Origin of the sequence: Pontimonas sp., assembly GCF_031581085.1 — a bacterium.
Lineage (GTDB): Bacteria > Actinomycetota > Actinomycetes > Actinomycetales > Microbacteriaceae > Pontimonas.
In genome coordinates this window covers 1-19966 of sequence record NZ_JAVLBO010000018.1, presented here as the reverse complement: position 1 = coordinate 19966, position 19966 = coordinate 1, and the positions used below count along the sequence as shown (strand labels likewise).

Sequence of the window (19966 nt, the reverse complement as noted above, 5' to 3'; positions counted from 1 at the left end):
AGTGCCAATCCTAGGCCAGAGACTCCTGGCGCACAGCGCTACCACGCCTGGCGCCCGGCCTCCTGTTCCAGGAGCGGCTCCAGGTCAGCCAACCGGCCAAGACCCGCCAGGGGTTTCGACATTCGGTGGTTGTGTCGAAGCAACTCCCGGTGTCGGTGGAGAAACGCCCAGTAGCCGGCGGTGAAAGGACAGGCGTTGTCACCGACCCGCACGTCGGGGCGAAACGGACACCCCGCGCAGTACTGAGTCATCTTCTTGATGTAGGCCCCTCCCGAGGTGTACGGCTTGGTCGCCACCACACCCCCGTCGGCGTGCTGGCTCATGCCCACCACGTTGGCCGGCATCACCCACGGCGTCCCGTCCACAAAGGCATCGACAAACCACCGGTTCAGCGCCGCCGGGTCGATTCCGCGCTGTAGTGCGTGGCTGCCCAACACCATTAACCGGTTGATGTGGTGACTCCAACCGCGATCGTGTACCTCCTGCAGCACCGTTTTCACGCAGTTCGAGCGCACTAACTCGGGCTGTAGAGCCGCAAATTCTTCCGGCAGGGCTGTGTGGTGGCCCAGATAGTTGGAGTCCTCGACATAGTCCGGCCCCAGATGCCAGTAGAGGTGCCACACCCAGTCGCGCCAGCCGGCCACCTGTCGAATGAAGCCCTCCACGCTGTTGAGGGGAACACCGCCCTGGTGGTATCGCTCGAGGGCCGCGTCGATGACTTCGCGCGGGTCGAGTAGGCCCAGATTCATCGGCACGCTCAGCAGTGAGTGCGCCATCGACCAATCTTCCGGCATCGCGGCATCCTCGAAGGGGCCAAACGGCTCGAGGCGGTGGTCGAGGAAATCCTGCAGCGCGGCGAGTGCTTCCTCTCTGGTCGCGGCAAACACTCTCGGGCCATCGGAGCCTAAGAAGGTCGCCTCGCCGGAGGCTTCCATCCGGTCGAGCTCGGCGCGCACCCACACGTCGATGTCGTCTTCTTCCGGCCAGAGCGGTTCTGCTAATCCCAGCGTGGTCTGGCCTTTCGGGGGCGACTGTCGATTATCGGCGTCGAAGTTGTAGGCGCCACCCTCCGGGACGACACCGCCGGTCTGGGCATCGGGCACCATCAGGTACCCCTCCCGGTGCCGCACGTCTCGATAAAACGATTCCAGCAACAACTGGCTTGGCTTTTTGGTCGAGACCCACGCGGAGAAATCTTCTTCGCTGGTGACAAAGCCACGCGAGTCCAACACGCTGACCGACGCCTCCTGGGCGAGTTCGGCCACCATCTTGCGCAGCCCGTAGGAGGGGGGATTGATCACTTCGAGGTCTCTGCCACGCAGTACCTCGCGATAGGAGGTGGCCTGGTGGACCTCCACCCGATCGCCCCACTGGGCGATCCGGTGGTAGAGCGCGGAGAGGATCAGGTGGGCCTTCTGTCGGTGCATGGTCCGGCGGGCAAAAATACCCCGATTATCGACCACGATGAGGGGACCGCCGTCGTCAAAGTGGGGGCCCAGTTGATCGGGTGTGAGAAAGCGGGGAACAGAGGCAGACATAGCGAAAGTGTAGGGAGCAAAAATGGTGACCCGCCGGGCACTCGCCGTGGTTTGTAAGCTGAGCATATGTCTAGCGCCCTGCTCACCGACCACTATGAGTTGACCATGGTCGATGCGGCCCGCCGCAGCGGACGGGCCTCGAGGCGCTCAGTGTTTGAAGTGTTTGCCCGCCGACTCCCCGCCGGTCGCCGCTACGGGGTCGTGGCCGGCACCCACCGGCTGATCGACGAGATTGAGAATTTTCGATTTGGCGACGAGGAGCTCGCGTTCCTCGCCGAGCGCTCCATCGTCGGCGACGACACCCTCGACTGGCTCGCCGATTACCGGTTCTCCGGGACAATCCGGGGCTACCGGGAGGGCGAAATGTATTTCCCGCACTCCCCCATCTTGCAAGTGGAGGGCACTTTTGCCGAAGCCTGCCTGATTGAAACCCTGGTTCTGAGCATCCTCAACCACGACACCGCGGTCGCGAGCGCCGCCAGTCGGATGGTGCAGTCCGCCAATGGCCGACCCCTCATCGAGATGGGCTCGAGGCGCACCAGCGAACACGCCGCCTGGGCGGCAGCTCGGGCGGCCTACCTGGTGGGTTTTTCCCACACCAGCAATTTGGAGGCGGGCCGACGCTACGCAATTCCCACTCTGGGCACCGCCGCGCACGCGTTCACGCTGCTGCACGACTCGGAAGACGACGCCTTTCGGGCTCAAATTGACTCTCTCGGGACCGAGACGACTCTGCTGGTGGACACTTTTGATGTGGAGCGCGCCGTGCAGCGCGCGATCAGTGTGGCCGGTCCCCACCTGGGGGCGGTGCGCATCGACTCGGGAGATTTACCCGTGGTGGTGCGCCAGGTGCGCGAACAGCTCGATCGCTTAGGCGCGAGCTCCACGCGAATTGTGGTGACCAACGATTTAGACGAATACACGATTGCCGCCCTCCAAGCCTCACCCGTGGATGCATACGGTGTGGGCACTTCCGTGGTGACTGGTTCCGGCCACCCCGCCGCCGGCCTGGTCTACAAACTGGTCGCCCGAGAAGACGATTCCGGCGAGTGGGTGTCGGTCAACAAAACCAGTGTCGGTAAGGCCCATTCGGGTGGCCAAAAAGAGGCCGTCCGCGTACTCGCGGACGGCATTGCCCAGTACGAGCGGGTGTTCACCAGCCCCACAGACCACTCCGAGGTGCCGGATTCGCGGGCGCTGCTGGTCGATTACGTCCGCGATGGCCACCGGGTGGACCGTGCTGACACACAAGCATCGCCCGGCCTCGACTCCTCGCTTCGCGCCGCCGCCGTGCACCACATCGCGGCCATTGCGGAACTGCCACACCACGCGTTTCGCCTCGCCGATGGCGACCCCGCAATCGACACGGTCATTGACTAATTCACCGACGTGGTGCCAGAACACAGGATGAGTGTGCCCGCCACCCGTTTTCCCGCGACACGTTTTAGACTGGGGTCATGGCTGAACCCGAAGAGACCACCGGTGGCGGTGTTGATGTACTCGACCGTGAATTGGAAGAGCTACTCGAAGACGAACAGCTCGAAGACGGCGATCACGAGCGCTTTTCGCACTACGTGAAAAAAGACCGAATTGTCGATTCGGCGCTTAGTGGCTCACCGGTTCGAGCCCTGTGCGGAAAAATTTGGACCCCGGGGCGTGACCCCGAGAAATTCCCGGTCTGCCCCGAGTGCAAAAAAATCTACGAGGGTCTAAAAAAGTAGTCCTCGCCCGCGATCCACTCGCCCGCCATCATCGCGAGTTCGGCTCGGTGTCGTTGCGGGCTTGGGAGCGCTGACTTGTGAGCGGTGGCCCTAGGACAACTCGTCCAGGGTGACTCGAACCGTGTAGGACTGATCGCCTCGCACGTAAGTGAGCGACGTTTCGGTCCCGCCGGGCACGGTACGTACCTGTGCGGTCAAGTCGATCCGGTTGGTGATGGGCAGGCCGTTGAAGCGGGTGACGATGTCGCCGGCTCGAATGCCCGCCTCGTCTGCTGCACCCCCCGGGGTGACGCTGTCGATCGTCGCACCCGAGACGGTCGCATTTTCATCAAAGGCCGCGTCGGTGACGGTCGCGCCGAGCAGACCGTGGCTCGCGTCGCCACTGTCGATGAGTTCGTTGGCGATGCGCATCGCATAGTTCGAGGGAATGGAGAAGCCTAAACCGATGCTTCCCGCGCCCTGGGCGCTCACTTGATTGGACGCAATGGCGACGTTAATGCCGATGAGTTCGCCCTGGGTGTTGAGCAGCGCCCCCCCGGAGTTGCCAGGGTTAATCGACGCGTCGGTTTGGATGACGGGAAGCGACACCGTGCCGAGGCTGCCGGACTGGCCAAACGGTAGGTCAAAGTCAAACAGGTTGGGACCGTCGTCTGGCGTTTCTGAGGAGCCCACCGTAATGGAGCGATTGAGCGCGGAAACAATTCCGTTTGTCACCGTGTTTGACAGGCCCAACGGAGCTCCGATGGCGACTGTCTGGTCGCCGACGTTGAGTGCGTCCGAATTGCCGAGCGCGATGGGGGTAAGGGGCTGCCCGGTATCAATTTTGACCACGGCGATATCCGACAGCGGGTCGATTCCCACGACTTCACCCGGCCACAACCGGCCATCGGTCGTGGCGACGCGGATCCGCGGGTCTGTCTCTGAACCGCCGACGCTCACCACGTGCGCGTTAGTCACAATGTGACCCTCGGCGCTAATGATGACTCCTGAGCCGCTGCCCCCCGTGCCCATTCCGGCCACTTCGAGGGTCACGATGGAGGGCATCGCCTGGGCAGCGACGGCCGATATCAGCGTCGCGTCATCCACCTGGTTAACCGTGACGGTCTGCGGGCTGGTGGTACCGGCGGTGACCAAACCGTCGGAGGTCAGCTGCCACACCGCAAACGATGCGCCGCCCACACCGCCGAGGACCGAACCGACAACTAAAGCCATCACCGCGCCAAACTGGCGAAGGCGTGCGGCTTGGCGTTGTCTTTTCTGTTGACTCTCACCCGCCAGCACGGCATCACGAATGCCCTGATAGCGACTGTGATGAAACGGTGAGCCGGCATATCCCGAGCGGGGGGGTTGTTCTTCAGCGTCGACAGAATCTTCCGACCCGGAATCACTTGACCCGGAATCACTTGACCCGGCCTCTTCGACGCCAGCAGGCTCGATGTCGCCTGGCTCGATGTCGCCTGGCTGCGTCGAATCCGATGCTGGGGCGTTTGAGTCGCTGGAGGGTGGGGAGGGTGGTGTGGCGGAAGACGATTCTGGGAGTTCGGGGTTTTGCGAATCTGCGTTGCGCTCTGACATTGACAACCATCCCTTCGACTTCCCTCAGTGTGTAACCCCAAGCTTGGCGAAGCCTTAGTGAGACCTTGGTTTCACGCGCGAAGTCACTGGAGAAGCTCCGAAAGAGCCTAGTGGTCATCTGTCACCAACAACGGCGAGACGCTCAAAACCCGCACGTTTCTCGACGACGCCCGAGCACTGACCTGCCCTTCGATGCGTTCAAACTCGTCGCCTTCGAAGCGAAACTCCACCCGGTAGTCCACCACCAGCCCCACCCGGTAGACACCGGGGCGCAGGTAGCGGTGGGAGGTGTCCGTGGGAGAAAACTGCGGAGCATTTCGACGAGACCACGACTCCCCTCTGGTCCCAGTACTGCGACTCGAGCCATCACCGAAGCTCCAGTGGTAGCCGCTGGGTCGAAAGCGCACCTCGACCGGCCAGCCCAGCAACTCCCCGCGCAGCGTGTGTGAGGACGCTCGGGCGATCACGTTTGTCGGCAGCGTCGGAACGCTCCACCCGTCTGGCTCCACCACGATGCTCGGTCGCTGTGGTCGAAAGTTTTTGAGCTCTGAGGCGTAGCGCGGGGGTGTGGGTGGGGTGGCGCTTCCCTCTTCGGCGGGAGGGTTTTTACTGGGGGCTTGGCCCCGACAGAGCCCCTGAACCTTGATTTCGCACTCGGAAGATCCAAGCTCTGCCTCCTGTCGAATGGGGGGCGGCTCGTAGGACCCGCCTCCTCCTGTCGAGCCGTTGGCGCCACCGGGCACATCGCCACCCTCCTGGCTACCCTCCGAGCCACCCTGCTGTTCTTCTCGGATGATGGTGACCTGGTCGCCATCATTTTCGCTACTCCACTGGGTCGTGTTGTCACTGCAGGAATCGGCGTTTCGCTCGGCTTGAGAGCATTGGCCGTAAGCGACGGCACCCGCCGACAACACCCCCGTAAAGGCCAGGGGTATCAGAAGGGCTACTGCCCACCACTGTCGCTGCCACACGGGTGATACCCCCTCCACGCATCGGTCGCATCCACTTTCAGAGAATCGAATCCGGTGCCCACCAACCACAGCAGGACCGGCTCGAGCGGTCCTGCATCGGGTTGTGTTTGGGCGATGAACTCTTGCCAAATGGCCACTTCGGCGTCGGTCGGGCCGTCGGTGGCGTCCTCGTCGTCCCCGGGAATGAGCGTCGACCGCGGCGTCAGGGTCGAATCGGGAGCCCTCTCGCCCGGTGGGGGCGCGGTGGACAACCATTCGACGAGTCCCTCTGGTGGGTCGGGTGAATTTGCGGGAACCACCCACACGTTTCTCGAGTCGATACAGGCGAACACGGCCACCTCCCACAGGCTGTTGTGGCTCGAGCGGACCGATTGGACCTTCGGGGCAAAAAAGTCGGTCTGACCGAGGGTTTTGATGCCGCGCTCGCGGTAGTCGGCAAAGCCCCGCTGTTCGACTGGCAACCACTCGGGCGTGACGATCTGTGCCATGTCGTCCGCGGCGGCTCCACCCGAGGCTCCCACCCGGTCGGTCAGTGCCAAATATCGCCGGATCGTCTCAACCGCCTGTGGCGTGACATCGGAGACTGAGGGCGTGGCGATGTCCTGTGACCGGGCCATCGGCCCGTCACTCTGAGCCCCCTCGAGGCTCTCACTCCCGTCTGTTGACCGACCCGCGAGGGGGTCTGGAGTGTTTTCTGGTGCGCGCTCCCGTGTCCCGGAAGTCGCCGAGCCCTGACCGAGAAGCCCGGTCGAAGAATCCAGGGCCTCGGTCGAAGAATCCAGGGCCTCGGTCGAAGAGTCCAGGGTCTCGGCTGATTCTTGCCCCACGGCGGACCCCGGGTCACCGAATTCCCCCTGCCCACCGACACAGGCGGTGAGGACTAGCGCGGACAGCGCGAGCGAGACCGCCGGCGACGTCCTCACCAACGCGAGGCGAAGGGAATCATTGGCTCTCGTGCGTCGTGACATGACGGGCAGAGTAGACCGACTGCCACACCCCGGGGGCGCGTTATCCACACCGGGGGTGGCGCGTTGTGGCTCTAGCCGATGAAGCCCACCAGTTCGCGCGCGGTGCCGTCATCGATGATCAGATCGGTGATCACTCCCGCCGCGAGGGCTCCGCGCAGGGCCTCCAATTTGCGTTGACCGCTGACGACACACAGCCGCCGGGGCGCCTGGGAGATGACGTTTAGTCCTGGTCCACTCGAGCGAGCGTTTACTTCAATGTCTGTCCAGGTCCCATCCGCGCGGTAGAAGACGGTGGCGACGTCGCCGACGATGCCTTCGTCTCGCAGCTGTTGAATTTCTCGACCATTTAAATAGCCGCCGGTGTAGACCTGGCTGGGAACATCGGCGTTCATCGACCCGAGGCCAAATAACGCCAAGTCCATGCGGCGCTGGAGCTCGAGGACTCGCTCGGTGCTGCGCTCTTGCCACATGAGCTCTTTTGTTTGAGCGTTGTCGAAAAATGTGGGCACGGGAAAGTGCTGGACACGAGCTTGATAGGCGTCGCCGAAGCGCTGCAGGATTTCACTCGCGTAGGTCACGCCCGTGGTGTGGTCGTTGCCGGCACCGTTTAGCTGGACCACCTCGGCGTTGTTCACCGTTTTCTTAATCAAGTGTCGACTGATGGCGCTCAGGGTGGAGCCCCAAGCGATGCCGAGGGTCATGTTGGGTGAGAAAAATTGCCCGAGCATTCGTGCGGCGCTGAGCGCCACGCGTTCGAGCCGGTCGACGTGCGAGGTGCGATCGGGCACCGGCACGAGGTAGGCGTTCACGCCATAGAGGTCTCGAATTTGACTCTCGATACGCCGCGGAGCGTCTTCGGGTGAGTGCACACGAATGTCCACAATCCCCTGCGATCGGGCCATCGAGAGCAGCCGTGAGACGGTGGAGCGGCTCACCCGAAGCTCATTGCCTATCGCCTCCATGGTGAGGTCTTGGAGGTAATACAGCTGGGCGGCTTTGAGCGCGTCTCTGGTCCGCAGGGTGTCTTGGGTTCGAGGTGCCATGGCCGACATTCTTGCACGTTCGTGCAAATGGTTTGAGAGGAAGTTCATTTCTGTCGCAAGCTTCTGCGAATACAACGTCCGTTCGCAATGATGCGGGAAAGGTGCTCGTGGCAACTCGTTCTCTGCCGAAAACGGCTCACAGCAGATTGGCTGACTGGTCGGCTGACCCCGGCACCGATGTCCTCGTCGTCGGTGGCGGGATCAACGGTCTCGCCGTATTCCGCGAGCTCGCCCTCCAAGGCGTCAAGGTCACCCTGGTCGACAAGGCCGACTACTGCTCGGGCGCCTCGGCTGCCTCCTCGCACATGATCCACGGCGGCATCCGCTACCTCGAAAACGGCGAAATCCGCCTCGTGCGCGAATCGCTCCTCGAGCGAAACCGCCTGTTGGCGACAGCCCCGCACTTCGTGAAGCCGCTGAAAACCACCATTCCCATCTTTTCGCTGTTTTCGGGCATCCTCTCCGCGCCCTTCAAGATTTTCACCCACCGCTCCGGCAAGCCCACCGAACGCGGCGCCGCGCTGATCAAAATCGGGCTGATTTTGTATGACACGTTTGGCAGAAACGGCGGCCGCATGCCCCGCCACCAGTTCTTCGGCCGCAAAAAGACCATGGCCACTATCCCCGGAATCAACGACCGGGTGAAGTATTCGGCCCACTACTACGACGCCGCCATCGAAAACCCCGAGCGCCTCGCGATTGACCTGCTCCAGGATGGACTGGCCGCCGGACCCCACGCCCGCGCCGCCAACTACGTCTCCGCGAGTGCCCACCACGACGGCCACACCACCTTGACCGACGAACTCTCGGGCGACACACTCGACATGAGTGCCACCGTGGTGGTCAACACGTCCGGCCCGTGGACCGACCTCACGAACCGGGCACTCGGTGTCGACTCGCACTACATGGGCGGAACCAAGGGATCACACGTGGTCCTCGACAACCCCGAACTGCACGCCGCATGCAACGGCCGCGAGATTTTCTTTGAAAACAAAGATGGACGCATCGTGTTGATGTACCCGCTGCTGGACCGGGTGCTTCTGGGAACAACCGACATCCCAGTGGATGACCCCAACGATGTGGAGTGCACCGAAGAGGAAGTGGACTACTTTTTTGACCTCGTGGGCTACGTCTTTCCGGACATCACCCTGGATCGCTCTCACATTGTCTATCGCTACTCGGGGGTTCGCCCGCTACCGGCAGCGGGCGATGTCAACCCCGGAGTCATCTCCCGCGACTATCGCATCGTGCGAGACCCACTCGACCAAGAGACCACCATGCTGAGTCTGGTGGGCGGCAAATGGACGACGTTTAGGGCGATTGGTGAACACATCACCGACGACGTGCTGGCAGAACTCGGTCGCGAACGCACGGTGGGAACCGCCGAACTGGCCATCGGTGGAGGCTCCGGATTTCCCACCACCGATTCCGAGCGAGACAAATGGCTGAGTGCGCACGCTAAGGGGTTAGACAAAAAGCGCGCCCTGGAACTTCTCACCCGTTATGGAACGGTCGCCGCGGAGATTATCGGGCTCATGGACCACGACTCCGATCACGCCCTCGAGCACACAGTCGACTACTCGGTCGAAGAGATCCGCGCCGTCGTGAACAGAGAACAGGTCCACACGCTCTCCGATTTGGTGTTTCGACGGACCACGCTCGGTTTCACGGGCCGGATTTCCCCGCGTAGTCTTGCGGAGCTCGCCCACATCATCGGGGATGTTCGTGGCTGGTCAGCCCAGGAGCTCGATCGCCAAGTGTCCTCGATTCCCCTGGAAAGGTCGCTGACTGATGACTCTTGAACTACGACACGTGAGCCTGTCCGATCAGACCGAGGACCTGCTCTACGACATTTCCGCCACCTTCCACACGGGAATGAACGTCCTGGTCGGCCCGACGCTCTCCGGCAAAACGACGCTCATGCGCCTGATCGCCGGGTTGGTCGCACCCTCGGACGGCGAAATCATCTTTGAGGGTGAGGACATTACGAAGACGACCGTCCGCGACCGGTCGGTGTCCTTCGTCTACCAACAGTTCATCAACTACCCGGCCATGTCCGTTTTTGACAACATTGCCTCCCCCTTGAAAGTCGCCAAAGACAAGCCCTCCAAGGAGGCCATCGCCGAACGGGTGGAAGAGCTCGCCGAATTGCTGGGCCTTACCCCGCTGCTCACCCGCAAACCCTCACAGCTCTCGGGTGGCCAACAACAGCGGGTCGCCATTGCCCGCGCGCTGTCGAGAAAAGCCGACATTTTGTTACTCGATGAGCCGCTGGCAAACCTCGACTACAAACTGCGCGAGCAGCTGCGCGATGAGCTCCAGCGCATCTTCGCCGACACGGACAACATCGTGATGTATTCGACTGCTGAACCCGCCGAAGCGCTCGACTTTGGGGTCAACACTTTCGTCCTCTCTGAAGGCCGACTCGTCCAAGAGGGTCCCGCGCTGGAGCTTTACCAGCACCCGGGAACAGTCGAGGTCGCCAGAGTACTGAGCGACCCACCCATCAACCTCGTCAAGTCCACCCACGAAGACGGAAAAGCGTCCTTCGGTGATGCCAGCTTCGCCTTCGATCACCCCGCTATTGGGGACCGAGGCCAGTACCAACTGGGCATCCACCCGCACCGCATCCGGATGGAGCGCGCCCACGAAGCGGACATCGAATTCCACGGAACAGTCCAGCTCGCGGAAGTGACCGGCAGTATTACCTACCTGCATCTGGAGTTGTCGACCGGCGAGTACACGGTCATTGAACGCGACGGAGCGTTTCCGATGGAGCCGGACACCCCGGTGACCGCCTACTTCGACCCTCAAGATTTGCATGGCTTTGATGCAGACAGCGGTGTGGCGCTGTTTGCTCCAACGAGAGGGAGTGCCTAAATGGCGACCATAGAGCTGCAAAACATCGCCCACAGCTACGACGGGGGCGAAACCTTCGCGCTGAAAGAAATCAGCATGACCTGGGAAGACGGCAAAGCCTACGCGCTGCTGGGGCCCTCGGGCTGTGGCAAAACCACACTGCTCAACATCATGTCGGGCATCATCAAGCCCTCACACGGACGCATCCTCATCGACGGTGTGGACATCACCGATAAGCCGACCGAAGAGCGAAACATCGCCCAAGTGTTCCAGTTCCCGGTCCTCTACGACACGATGAGCGTGCGCAAGAACCTCGAATTCCCCTTGAAGAACCGGAAGGTTCCCGCGGACAAAATTCAGCAGCGCGTCGCGCACATCGCCGAACTGCTCGGCCTAGAAGACCAGCTCGATATTCGCCCCGGCAAACTCCGCTCCGACCTGCAGCAAATTGTGAGTCTCGGGCGCGGCCTGGTGCGCGAAGACGTCGCCGCGATCCTCTTTGACGAACCCCTCACCGTGATCGATCAAAACTTTAAGTGGACGCTTCGCAACCGGCTGAAGCGCCTCCATCTCGCCACCGGCGTCACCCTGGTCTATGTCACGCACGACCAGACCGAAGCCCTCACGTTTGCCGACGACGTGCTCTTGATGAAAGACGGCGAAGTCGTTCAGGTCGGCTCTGCCAACGACCTCTTCCTCGAGCCAAGCCACGAATTTAGCGGTTACTTCATCGGCTCCCCGGGAATGAACTTCCTCGACGCCGAGGTGAGTAACCACGAGGTCGTCGCCCACGGTGTACACCTGGGACCCGTCGCCGATACGTCACTGTCTGGCCCGCACCGGGTCGGCGTTCGCCCCGAGTTCGTGGTGCCGGTCGAAAAAGGCGGAATCGACATGGACGTGGTGAAAGTCGAAAACCGCGGCGGATTCCAACTGGCCCAGCTGGCCCTGGCAGACCAAAAAATCATGGCCAAATTGGATGCCGACCTGGAGATCTCAGCGGGCGAGCGGCGAGCATTCGGATTTGTTCCCGAGCGCACCTTCCTATTCCACGACGAGCGAGCGGTGAGCACGATGAAACCGATGAGTGCGGGGGCAGCCCGATGAATACAAAAAAGAAGAACAATAGAGCGTGGTTTCTGGTCCTGCCCGTCGTCCTGGTGGTCGCGTTCACGGCGATTATCCCGTTGATGACGGTGGCGAACTATTCCGTCCAGGACGTACTGAGCCCCGACAACAGGGTCTTCGTCGGCCTCGAGTTTTTCCGCCAAATCACCACTGACCCCGCCATCGTTGCGGCCTTTCAGCGCAACATCATCTTCTCCACCCAAATCTTGGCGATCGAAATCCCCCTGGGCATCATGATCGCGAAGTTGATGCCCCGCCGTGGGTGGAAAGCCGCTGCGGCCCTGGTGATTGTGGCCATTCCGCTGGTTATCCCCTGGAACGTCGTGGGAACCACCTGGCGAGTCTTCGCCCGACCGGATGTGGGACTGCTCGGTGTCACCATGAACCAGTTCCGACCCTTCGATATCGGCAACACCCCGGCAGATGCCTGGTTCACCATGGTGATGATGGATGTCTGGCACTGGACACCGCTGGTGGCGCTCCTGGTCTATGCCGGCTTGCGCGCCATCCCCGATGCCTACTACCAAGCCGCCTCTATCGACGGCGCCTCGGCGGTCTCGGTGTTTCGCTTTGTGGAGCTTCCGAAACTGCGTCGGGTGCTGATGATCGCGCTGCTTCTTCGCTTCATGGACTCGTTCATGATCTACGCCGAGCCCTACATCCTCACTGGAGGTGGTCCGGGAACGGCGACAGAAGTGATGAGTATTTTGCTGGCGGTCATCGCCGTCATCCAATTCGATTTGGGTCAGGCGGCGGCGTTCTCGCTGATTTACTTCCTCATCATCCAGATTTTCTCGTTCATCTTCTTCACCGTCCTCACGCTCGACGAGCGGCCGGGGGCCACCAAGCGGGCTGAGAAAAAAGTCAAGGCTGAGGCGCGAAAACGGGAAATGGCAGACGATGCGGCCTCACGGAGTGGAGTGACCAATGAGTGACACGATTGCACCCGTCCAGCGGGCAGGGACCAAGGGCACCTATTTCGACTGGAAGAGCTGGTTGTTCTGGCTGATTATGGCCGTCTGGTCGATTCCACTGCTGTGGTTGATGTCGATGTCGGTGCGCTATAACGAAGACATCTTGACCGTTTTTGAAATCATTCCGTCCAGGATTTCTTTCCGCGGTTACATCGAATTCTTCTCCGAGCCCCAGTGGTACGGCGCGTTAATCAACTCGCTGAGCTACACGACCATGAATATGGTCCTCTCGGTCGCCGTAGCGCTCCCGGCCGCCTATGCGTTTAGCCGGTTTACCTTCTCGGGTGACAAGCACCTGTTCTTCTGGTTACTGACCAACAGGATGGCGCCCGCCGCGGTGTTCCTGTTGCCGTTTTTCCAGCTGTACCAGTCGTTGGGCCTGTTCGACACGACCTACGCGGTCGCCCTGGCCCACATGCTCTTCAACGTGCCGCTCGCGGTGTGGATTCTGGAGGGTTTCATGTCCGGGGTGCCCAGGCAACTCGACGAAATGGCCGAGATTGACGGTTACTCCTTCCCCCGGTTCTTCCTCACCGTGTTCGTGCCGATGATTCGCGCGGGAATTGGGGTCACCGCATTCTTCGCGTTCATGTTCAGCTGGGTGGAACTACTCATCGCCAAAACGCTGACTGGGCCCCAAGCAATGCCCCTCGCGGTGCAAATGTCGACCACGTCGACTGCGGCCGGTTTGGACTGGGCGCTACTCAGCGCAGCCGGAGTGATCGCCATCATTCCGGGGGTCATTGTCATCTGGTTTGTGCGTAACTACATCGCCAAAGGCTTTGCGTTGGGAAGGGTGTAACGATGCTTGATTGGATGTATTGGACCACTCCGGTGGCGATCACTTTCATCGGAATCGCCCTGATGATTACCGGGATGACCATCTGGGGTCACTACCGAATCCCCATTCGCCGAAAAGGATTTCTCGGCATCGTCACCGACCGTGGCGATCGCCTCTACATCTCCATCATCACCTTCGCTCTGTTGATGGTGGTGTCTTTCGCCCTCGAGGTTCCCAGTGCGCTGCTGAGCGCCCTGGCGGCCGCCAGTGTCTCGGCGGTGATCCTCAAATGGGGCTAACAAAGGTTTGGGGGAGCGCCCGCAAGCACTCCCCCAAAGAAAGAAACTTGAAGACCTCAAGTTTCGTGTCACAGCAGTTGGAGATGGTAGCAAAAGTCTCTGACGACAAAGGAAAGGTAAATCTATGAGCACCAGAACCGTTCGGAGACGAACGCAGTATGTGGTGGCTCTCTCCGCCGTGACGACACTCGCACTGTCGGCATGCGCGGGCGCGACCGGAGGCGGTGAAGAGACCAGTTCTGAGGAACCGGCCATCGAAACCGCCGAAGGGACCGTCGAAGAGAGGGCTGAGCAGTACATTGACCAGTACTTTGCGGACAGTGTGCTGACCAAAGAAGAGCAGATGGAAGAGCTCATGTGGTTCGTCGAAGCCGCCGAACCCTACGCAGGAATGGATGTCAGTGTTCTCTCCGAGAACATTCCCACCCACGCCTACGAATCAGAGGTACTGGCAGCGGTATTTTCTGACCTCACCGGTATCAACCTGGAGCACTCGCTGATGGGTGAGGGTGAAGTGATGGAAATCATCTCCACTGAGATCCAAACGCGGACCTCGGTGTACGACGGTTTCGTCAACGACACCGACTCGATTGGTGGTCACCAGCGCGGTGACTACGTCTATCCCATCAGCACCTTGCTGGAGTCATCGCCGACCCTGCCAACTCTAGACATCGATGACTTCATCGGGCTGAGCTTTGGTACGGGATCCGACGGTGTCATCTATCAGTTGCCCGACCAGCAGTTCGCGAACCTGTACTGGTTCCGCTACGACTGGTTTAGCGACGAAGACATCCAGCAGCAGTTCGAGGAGATCTACGGATATCCGCTGGGTGTTCCCGTGAACTGGTCGGCTTATGAAGACATCGCGGTGTTCTTCTCGACCCAGGTCAACGGCGATGGAACCATCGACGGTGAAGAAGTATTTGGCCACATGGATTACGGCGCAAAGCACTTCTCGCTCGGATGGCGCTTCACCGACGCGTGGCTGTCAATGGCCGGAAACGGTGACACCGTGTTCGACCCCGAGACGGACGAGCGCACTCCCAACGGTATTCCCGTTGACGAGTGGGGTATCCGCGTCGAGAACTGCAGCCCCGTAGGTTCCTCGGTGGAGCGTGGTGGAGACACCAACGCACCCGCTTCGGTCTACGCGGTCGAGAAGTACCTCGAATGGTTCGACTATGCACCGCCGGAGGCTCAGAACCTGAACTTCGACGAGTCGGCACCTGTCGTGGGTGAAGGAAACGTCGCCCAGCAGATGTTCTGGTACACCGTGTTCACCAGGGCCACCATTGACTCGCCGGCAATGTCCGACGAGAACGGTGACCCGGTGTGGAGAATGGCTCCGAGCCCCCACGGCGCGTACTGGCAAGACGGGCACAAGCTCGGCTACCAGGATGCTGGATCGTGGACCTTCATGAACCACGCCGACGAAGACAAGCGTGACGCCGCCTGGCTCTACGCTCAATTCGCCACCTCGAAGACTGTTGACCTCGCAAAGTCGATCCAAGGATTGACCTTTGCCAGGGACACAACAATCAACTCTGATTGGTTCACCGAGAACGCCGGCGACTACGGCGGGTTGGTTGAGTTCTACCGGTCACCAGACCGCGTGAACTGGACCCCGACAGGCACTAACGTGCCCGACTACCCGTCGATGTCGGCTGAATGGTGGCAGGCCATTGGTTCTGCTGCTGCCGGTGAAATCACCGCTCAGGAAGCCATGGATCAGCTTGCAACCAAGCAGGATGAAATCATGGAGCGCCTGGAGCGCGGTGAAGTTCACGACGAGTGTGGTGTGAAGCTCAACGAGCCTCGCGACGCCCAGTACTGGCTCGACCAGCCTGGTGCGCCGTACCCAGAGCTCGCCAATGAGCGCAAGACACCAGAAACGGTGCCGTATGACGAACTGGTCTCTGGCTGGTTCGAAGGCAACTCCTACCTCGACTAGAGGCTAGGAAAAACCGCGGTTGTGCCGGTGGGGGTTTTTCTCCCACCGGCACAACTGTCTCCAGACCCAGAGAGGACACGCCCCCAATGGCATCGCCACACATTCCGCAACTGGACCTACACGACGGCAGTACGATCGACCAGCTGGGTCTGGGCGTGTACAAAGTCGCCGAAGAGGACTCCGAAAGGGTGGTCTCGGAGGCCCTCGAGGTCGGCTACCGACTCATCGACACTGCGTCGATGTATGACAATGAAGCCGCCGTGGGACGCGCGGTGCGACACAGCGGTGTCGCTCGAGAAGACATCAGCGTCGCCACCAAGTTTTGGCTCGAAGACCTCGGTTACGACAACACCCTTCGAGCCTTTGAGCGCAGCCAAGAAGCCCTCGGGCTCGACTACATTGACCGCTACCTCATCCATTGGCCGGCCCCCGAGAGGAATCTGTTCGTCGAATCCTGGGCGGCGATGTTGGCGCTCAAAAACGATGGAAAAGTGCGCTCCATTGGGGTGTGTAACTTCCACCCCGAACACATCGAGCGGCTCATTGCCGCCTCCGGAGTGGCCCCCGCAATCAACCAGGTAGAAATGCACCCGTGGCTGACGCAAGAACGGGTACGAGATTTCGACCGGGCCCACGGCATTGTCACCCAAGCCTGGTCACCGCTGGCACGGGGGCAGATTTTGGACGAGCCGACACTGGTCACGCTCGCCGCACACCACGGCAGGAGCGTCTCCCAAATCGTTCTGCGCTGGCACATCCAACGCGGTGACGCTGTAGTGGCCAAATCGGTCCGACGTGAGCGTCTCGCGGAAAACCTGCAGGTGTTCGACTTCACCCTGCCGGCAGAAGACATGGCCACGATCGAGTCGCTCAATCGCAACTACCGAACGGGTGTCGACCCCAACGACCGAAACTAGAGAGCCCGACCCTCTACTGCCCGCCCACTGACCACGGGGCCCTAAAGCGTTACTCGACCCACTCGAAACTCTTCTGGACCGCTTTTTTCCACACCCGCAGCCGCTCGGCCCGCTCATCGGGAGCCATCTGCGGCTCGAAGCGAGCTTGCTCGTGCCACTTCTGCCGTAACTCGTCGAGGTTCTGCCAGAAGCCCACGGCGAGGCCCGCGGCGTATGCGGCCCCCAGCGCAGTGGTTTCTGCCACCTGCGGTCGCAGCACCGGAATACCCAAAATATCGGCCTGGAACTGCATCAGCAGGCTGTTTTGGGTCATGCCGCCATCGACTTTCAGTTCGCTGAGCTCGCCGCCAAAATCTTCATTAATGGCGTCGAGTACTTCGCGCGTTTGAAAGGCGGTCGCCTCGAGCGCCGCGCGGGCAATGTGTGCTTTGGTGATGAAACGCGTCAATCCGACGAGGACACCCCGGGCATCAGAGCGCCAGTAGGGGGCAAATAGGCCACTGAAGGCGGGAACGAAGTGTGCGCCACCGTTGTCGGGCACACTCGCCGCTAGGGCTTCCACTTCGTCGGCACTCTGAATCATGCCCACGTTGTCGCGCAACCACTGAATGAGCGAGCCCGTCACCGCAATTGATCCCTCCAATGCGTAGGTCACGGGCTCGCTGCCCAGTTGGTAGGCAACCGTGGTGAGCAACCCGTGGGAGGAGGAGACACTCTCGGTCCCGGTATTGACCAGCAGGAAATTGCCCGTGCCGTAGGTGTTCTTCGACTCGCCCGGGCTAAAGGCCGCTTGTCCAAACGTGGCTGCTTGCTGGTCGCCCAAAATGCCCGCCACCGGGACTTCTCGCAACAGACCCGAGCTGTGTACGTGGCCGTAGACCTCGGCAGAGCTCTTGATTTCGGGAAGCATCGACACCGGTACCGAAAACGCGTCCAGGAGCTCGTCATCCCAGGTCAGCGTGGAAATATCGCACAGCAGTGTCCGAGAGGCATTTGTCACGTCGGTCACGTGCACTCCGCCGTCGATCCCGCCCGTCAGGTTCCACAGCACCCAGGTATCGGGTGTGCCACACATCAGGTGACCGTCTTCGGCTAGTTGCCGTGCCCCCTCCACGTTGTCAAGGATCCAGGAGATTTTGCTCGCCGAAAAATAGGTCGCCAGCGGCAAACCGGTTTTGTCTCGAAAGCGGCCTGCTCCGCCGTCGGCGGAGAGCTGATCGATCATGTCCTGGGTCCTCGTGTCCTGCCAGACGATCGCGTTGTAGACGGGCTGGCCGGTTCGGCGGTCCCACACGATGGCGGTTTCGCGTTGGTTGGTGATTCCCACTGCGGCGATGTCATGGCGGGTGATGTTCGCCTTACCGAGTGCCTGCCCGATCACTTCCCGACTGTTGGCCCAAATCTCCATCGGGTCGTGCTCCACCCAGCCCGCGTGGGGAAAGATTTGGCGGTGTTCCATTTGGCCGGTCGCAACGGGCAAACCGTCGTGGTCAAAAATGATGGCCCGGGTACTCGTCGTTCCCTGATCGAGGGCCAAAACAAAGGTCGACATCGTCGTCTCCAGTCTGAGTGGGTGAACTCTTCAAGAGTAAAACCCAGGGGTCACTAATGCCCCGCACGTTCGTGCGAGATTTTCACCGACAGAGGATGTCGATAACTGTTCACGAAACGCTCACCCGCTCGACAGCGAAGCAGCCGCCCTCCAGAACGCGGTCTCACTAGCCTGGAGGCGGGCCGGTTAGAGCCCTCATCCGCTCTTCATCAGCGTCGAAAGGCGATCATGGCGATTACCCACCTCCTCCTTCGGGGTTGGGCCGCCCTCGTCCACGGCACGAGAAAAACACTGCAGTCCGTGGGCGCGCTTGCGTGGCTCGACCGGTGGGCGCTCTCGAGCCGGATAGGCCTCTGGGTGCGCTCGCTTTTTTCCCTCTATGACGTAGAAGATTTTGTCCGGCTCGATCTGCCCTGGTGGACGCTCGATTCAATATCCCTGGTCGACGACTTCCTCGTCCAACGCCCGGAAGCGCGCGTCTTTGAGTGGGGCTCCGGAGCCTCCACCATCTGGCTCGAAAAGCGCGCCGGGGCCGTCATTTCGGTCGAATACGACCCCGAGTGGCACGCGATGATGCAGTCCTTGGTGGGGCCCCACACCACCCTGGTGCACACCCCCGCAGAGGCCAGTAAGCAACCGAGCGTCGGCTCAAAGATGTGGGGACACAAAGATTTGGACTACCGCGACTACGTCGCCGCACTCGATCAGGTCGACGGCGCCTTTGACTTGATTGTCATTGACGGGCGTGCACGAAGCGCCTGTCTCGAAAAGGCGGTGACCCGACTCGCCCCGGGGGGAATGGTGGTCTTCGACAACACCAACCGGCGGCGCTACCAATCGGCCCTCGAGACAGTCAAAGAAGGCTTTGAGGGCACCACAACCCACGGCTTGACTCCGTCATTGCCCTGGTCCACGCAGACGACACTGCTGCGCAAGCACCCCAGCTGAGCTCCAACGCAGCAGCACACTCTGTTCTACACTCGTGGGAATGACTGACGATACTTCTGCGGCGCAAAACTTCTCCTCACGGCTCAACTGGTTGCGCGCAGGAGTCCTCGGCGCCAACGACGGAATCGTGTCCATTGCCGCACTCGTGGTCGGTGTGGCGGCGGCGACCAACAACCGCGATGCAATCCTCATTGCCGGAATCTCCGGCATTGTTGCCGGGGCTATTTCCATGGCCCTCGGTGAATACGTGTCGGTGAGTAGCCAACGTGACAGCGAACGCGCGGTGATCGAGCGCGAGGCCCACCTGCTCGCCACCGAGCCAGAAAAAGAACTGTTGCTCCTGCAACAGGCCTACCAAGAGCGGGGACTGAGTGAAACGACCGCCCGCACCGTAGCCAATGAGTTGACCGAACACGACGCCATTACGGCCCACCTGCAAGTCGAAATGAATATCGACGGGCAGACCACCACGAACCCCTGGCACGCCGCACTCTCCTCTTTCGTCGCCTTCGTTCTCGGAGCGGCGCTTCCGCTTCTCGCAGTGACTATCGTGGCCGCCGACTACCGCATTGGCGCAACGGTGGTGGGCTCACTCATCGCCCTCGCCCTCACCGGAGGCGTGGGAGCAAAACTGGGCGGTGCCAAACTCCTTCCCGCCATTGCCCGGGTGATGCTCGGTGGTGCGGGGGCGCTCGTGGTGACCTGGTCGATTGGTGAGCTTCTGGGCACCAGTCTGGCGCT

Annotated in this window: 18 protein-coding genes; 12 read left to right on the top strand and 6 right to left on the bottom strand. The window is 61.1% G+C overall.

Features of this window, described 5'->3' with window-relative positions; genetic code table 11:
- Nucleotides 1-38 precede the first annotated feature (38 nt).
- A complete protein-coding gene (locus tag RI518_RS05960) occupies nucleotides 39-1538 on the bottom strand; it encodes a cryptochrome/photolyase family protein (protein ID WP_310689606.1) in 1500 nt (499 codons plus the stop codon).
- Nucleotides 1539-1604: 66 nt separating this feature from the next.
- On the opposite strand from RI518_RS05960, the gene RI518_RS05955 reads away from it, so the two are divergent.
- Together RI518_RS05955 and RI518_RS05950 are read left to right on the top strand one after the other, a co-directional pair.
- Nucleotides 1605-2918 carry a nicotinate phosphoribosyltransferase gene (locus RI518_RS05955; RefSeq protein ID WP_310689605.1) on the top strand — a complete coding sequence of 438 codons (1314 nt, stop codon included), beginning with the start codon at nucleotides 1605-1607 and terminating at the stop codon, nucleotides 2916-2918.
- 77 nt (nucleotides 2919-2995) lie between these two features.
- Nucleotides 2996-3259, top strand: a complete 264-nt coding sequence (locus RI518_RS05950) for a DUF3039 domain-containing protein (RefSeq protein ID WP_310671371.1) — start codon at nucleotides 2996-2998, stop codon at nucleotides 3257-3259.
- A 90-nt stretch (nucleotides 3260-3349) separates the two neighbouring features.
- Here the strand turns inward: RI518_RS05950 and RI518_RS05945 are convergent, their stop codons facing one another.
- The 4 genes from RI518_RS05945 to RI518_RS05930 all read right to left on the bottom strand — a co-directional run bounded on the left by RI518_RS05945 (nucleotide 3350) and on the right by RI518_RS05930 (nucleotide 7816).
- Entirely contained in the window at nucleotides 3350-4834 is a 1485-nt protein-coding gene (locus RI518_RS05945) for a trypsin-like peptidase domain-containing protein (RefSeq protein ID WP_310689604.1), read from the bottom strand.
- 107 nt (nucleotides 4835-4941) lie between these two features.
- Nucleotides 4942-5748 (bottom strand): PKD domain-containing protein, encoded by an 807-nt coding sequence (locus RI518_RS05940; RefSeq protein ID WP_310689603.1) that lies wholly within the window; start codon nucleotides 5746-5748, stop codon nucleotides 4942-4944.
- A 29-nt stretch (nucleotides 5749-5777) separates the two neighbouring features.
- Entirely contained in the window at nucleotides 5778-6773 is a 996-nt protein-coding gene (locus RI518_RS05935) for a hypothetical protein (RefSeq protein WP_310689602.1), read from the bottom strand.
- Nucleotides 6774-6844: 71 nt separating this feature from the next.
- The gene (locus RI518_RS05930) at nucleotides 6845-7816 is read right to left on the bottom strand and encodes a sugar-binding domain-containing protein (protein ID WP_310689601.1); all 972 of its coding nucleotides are present in this window, start codon (nucleotides 7814-7816) and stop codon (nucleotides 6845-6847) included.
- Between the two features lie 107 nt (nucleotides 7817-7923).
- Here RI518_RS05930 and RI518_RS05925 point away from each other — a divergent pair, with 107 nt between their 5' ends.
- The 8 genes from RI518_RS05925 (at nucleotide 7924) to RI518_RS05890 (ending at nucleotide 16725) form a co-directional block, all read left to right on the top strand.
- Nucleotides 7924-9618 carry a glycerol-3-phosphate dehydrogenase/oxidase gene (locus RI518_RS05925; RefSeq protein WP_310689600.1) on the top strand — a complete coding sequence of 565 codons (1695 nt, stop codon included), beginning with the start codon at nucleotides 7924-7926 and terminating at the stop codon, nucleotides 9616-9618.
- Nucleotides 9608-10696: an ABC transporter ATP-binding protein gene (locus RI518_RS05920; RefSeq protein ID WP_310689599.1), complete on the top strand. Its 1089-nt coding sequence runs from the start codon at nucleotides 9608-9610 to the stop codon at nucleotides 10694-10696. Before RI518_RS05925 ends, RI518_RS05920 begins: the two co-directional genes overlap by 11 nt.
- Nucleotides 10697-11782, top strand: a complete 1086-nt coding sequence (locus RI518_RS05915; protein WP_310671661.1) for an ABC transporter ATP-binding protein — start codon at nucleotides 10697-10699, stop codon at nucleotides 11780-11782.
- The gene (locus RI518_RS05910; RefSeq protein ID WP_310671660.1) at nucleotides 11779-12738 is read left to right on the top strand and encodes a sugar ABC transporter permease; all 960 of its coding nucleotides are present in this window, start codon (nucleotides 11779-11781) and stop codon (nucleotides 12736-12738) included. Before RI518_RS05915 ends, RI518_RS05910 begins: the two co-directional genes overlap by 4 nt.
- 76 nt (nucleotides 12739-12814) lie before the next feature.
- Nucleotides 12815-13579: a carbohydrate ABC transporter permease gene (locus tag RI518_RS05905; RefSeq protein ID WP_397428161.1), complete on the top strand. Its 765-nt coding sequence runs from the start codon at nucleotides 12815-12817 to the stop codon at nucleotides 13577-13579.
- Nucleotides 13580-13581: 2 nt separating this feature from the next.
- Nucleotides 13582-13857, top strand: a complete 276-nt coding sequence (locus tag RI518_RS05900; protein WP_310671658.1) for a DUF2160 family membrane protein — start codon at nucleotides 13582-13584, stop codon at nucleotides 13855-13857.
- 124 nt (nucleotides 13858-13981) lie between these two features.
- On the top strand, nucleotides 13982-15808 hold the full coding sequence (locus tag RI518_RS05895; RefSeq protein ID WP_310689597.1) for an ABC transporter substrate-binding protein: 1827 nt from the start codon (nucleotides 13982-13984) through the stop codon (nucleotides 15806-15808).
- An 86-nt stretch (nucleotides 15809-15894) separates the two neighbouring features.
- Nucleotides 15895-16725: an aldo/keto reductase gene (locus RI518_RS05890; RefSeq protein ID WP_310689596.1), complete on the top strand. Its 831-nt coding sequence runs from the start codon at nucleotides 15895-15897 to the stop codon at nucleotides 16723-16725.
- 49 nt (nucleotides 16726-16774) lie between these two features.
- Here the strand turns inward: RI518_RS05890 and glpK are convergent, their stop codons facing one another.
- The gene (gene glpK, locus RI518_RS05885) at nucleotides 16775-18277 is read right to left on the bottom strand and encodes a glycerol kinase GlpK (RefSeq protein WP_310689595.1); all 1503 of its coding nucleotides are present in this window, start codon (nucleotides 18275-18277) and stop codon (nucleotides 16775-16777) included.
- A gap of 228 nt (nucleotides 18278-18505) precedes the next feature.
- On the opposite strand from glpK, the gene RI518_RS05880 reads away from it, so the two are divergent.
- Both RI518_RS05880 and RI518_RS05875 read left to right on the top strand, forming a co-directional pair.
- Nucleotides 18506-19225: a class I SAM-dependent methyltransferase gene (locus tag RI518_RS05880; protein ID WP_310671652.1), complete on the top strand. Its 720-nt coding sequence runs from the start codon at nucleotides 18506-18508 to the stop codon at nucleotides 19223-19225.
- Between the two features lie 40 nt (nucleotides 19226-19265).
- Nucleotides 19266-19966: VIT family protein (locus tag RI518_RS05875; protein ID WP_310671650.1), on the top strand; the 701-nt coding region annotated here is incomplete at its 3' end.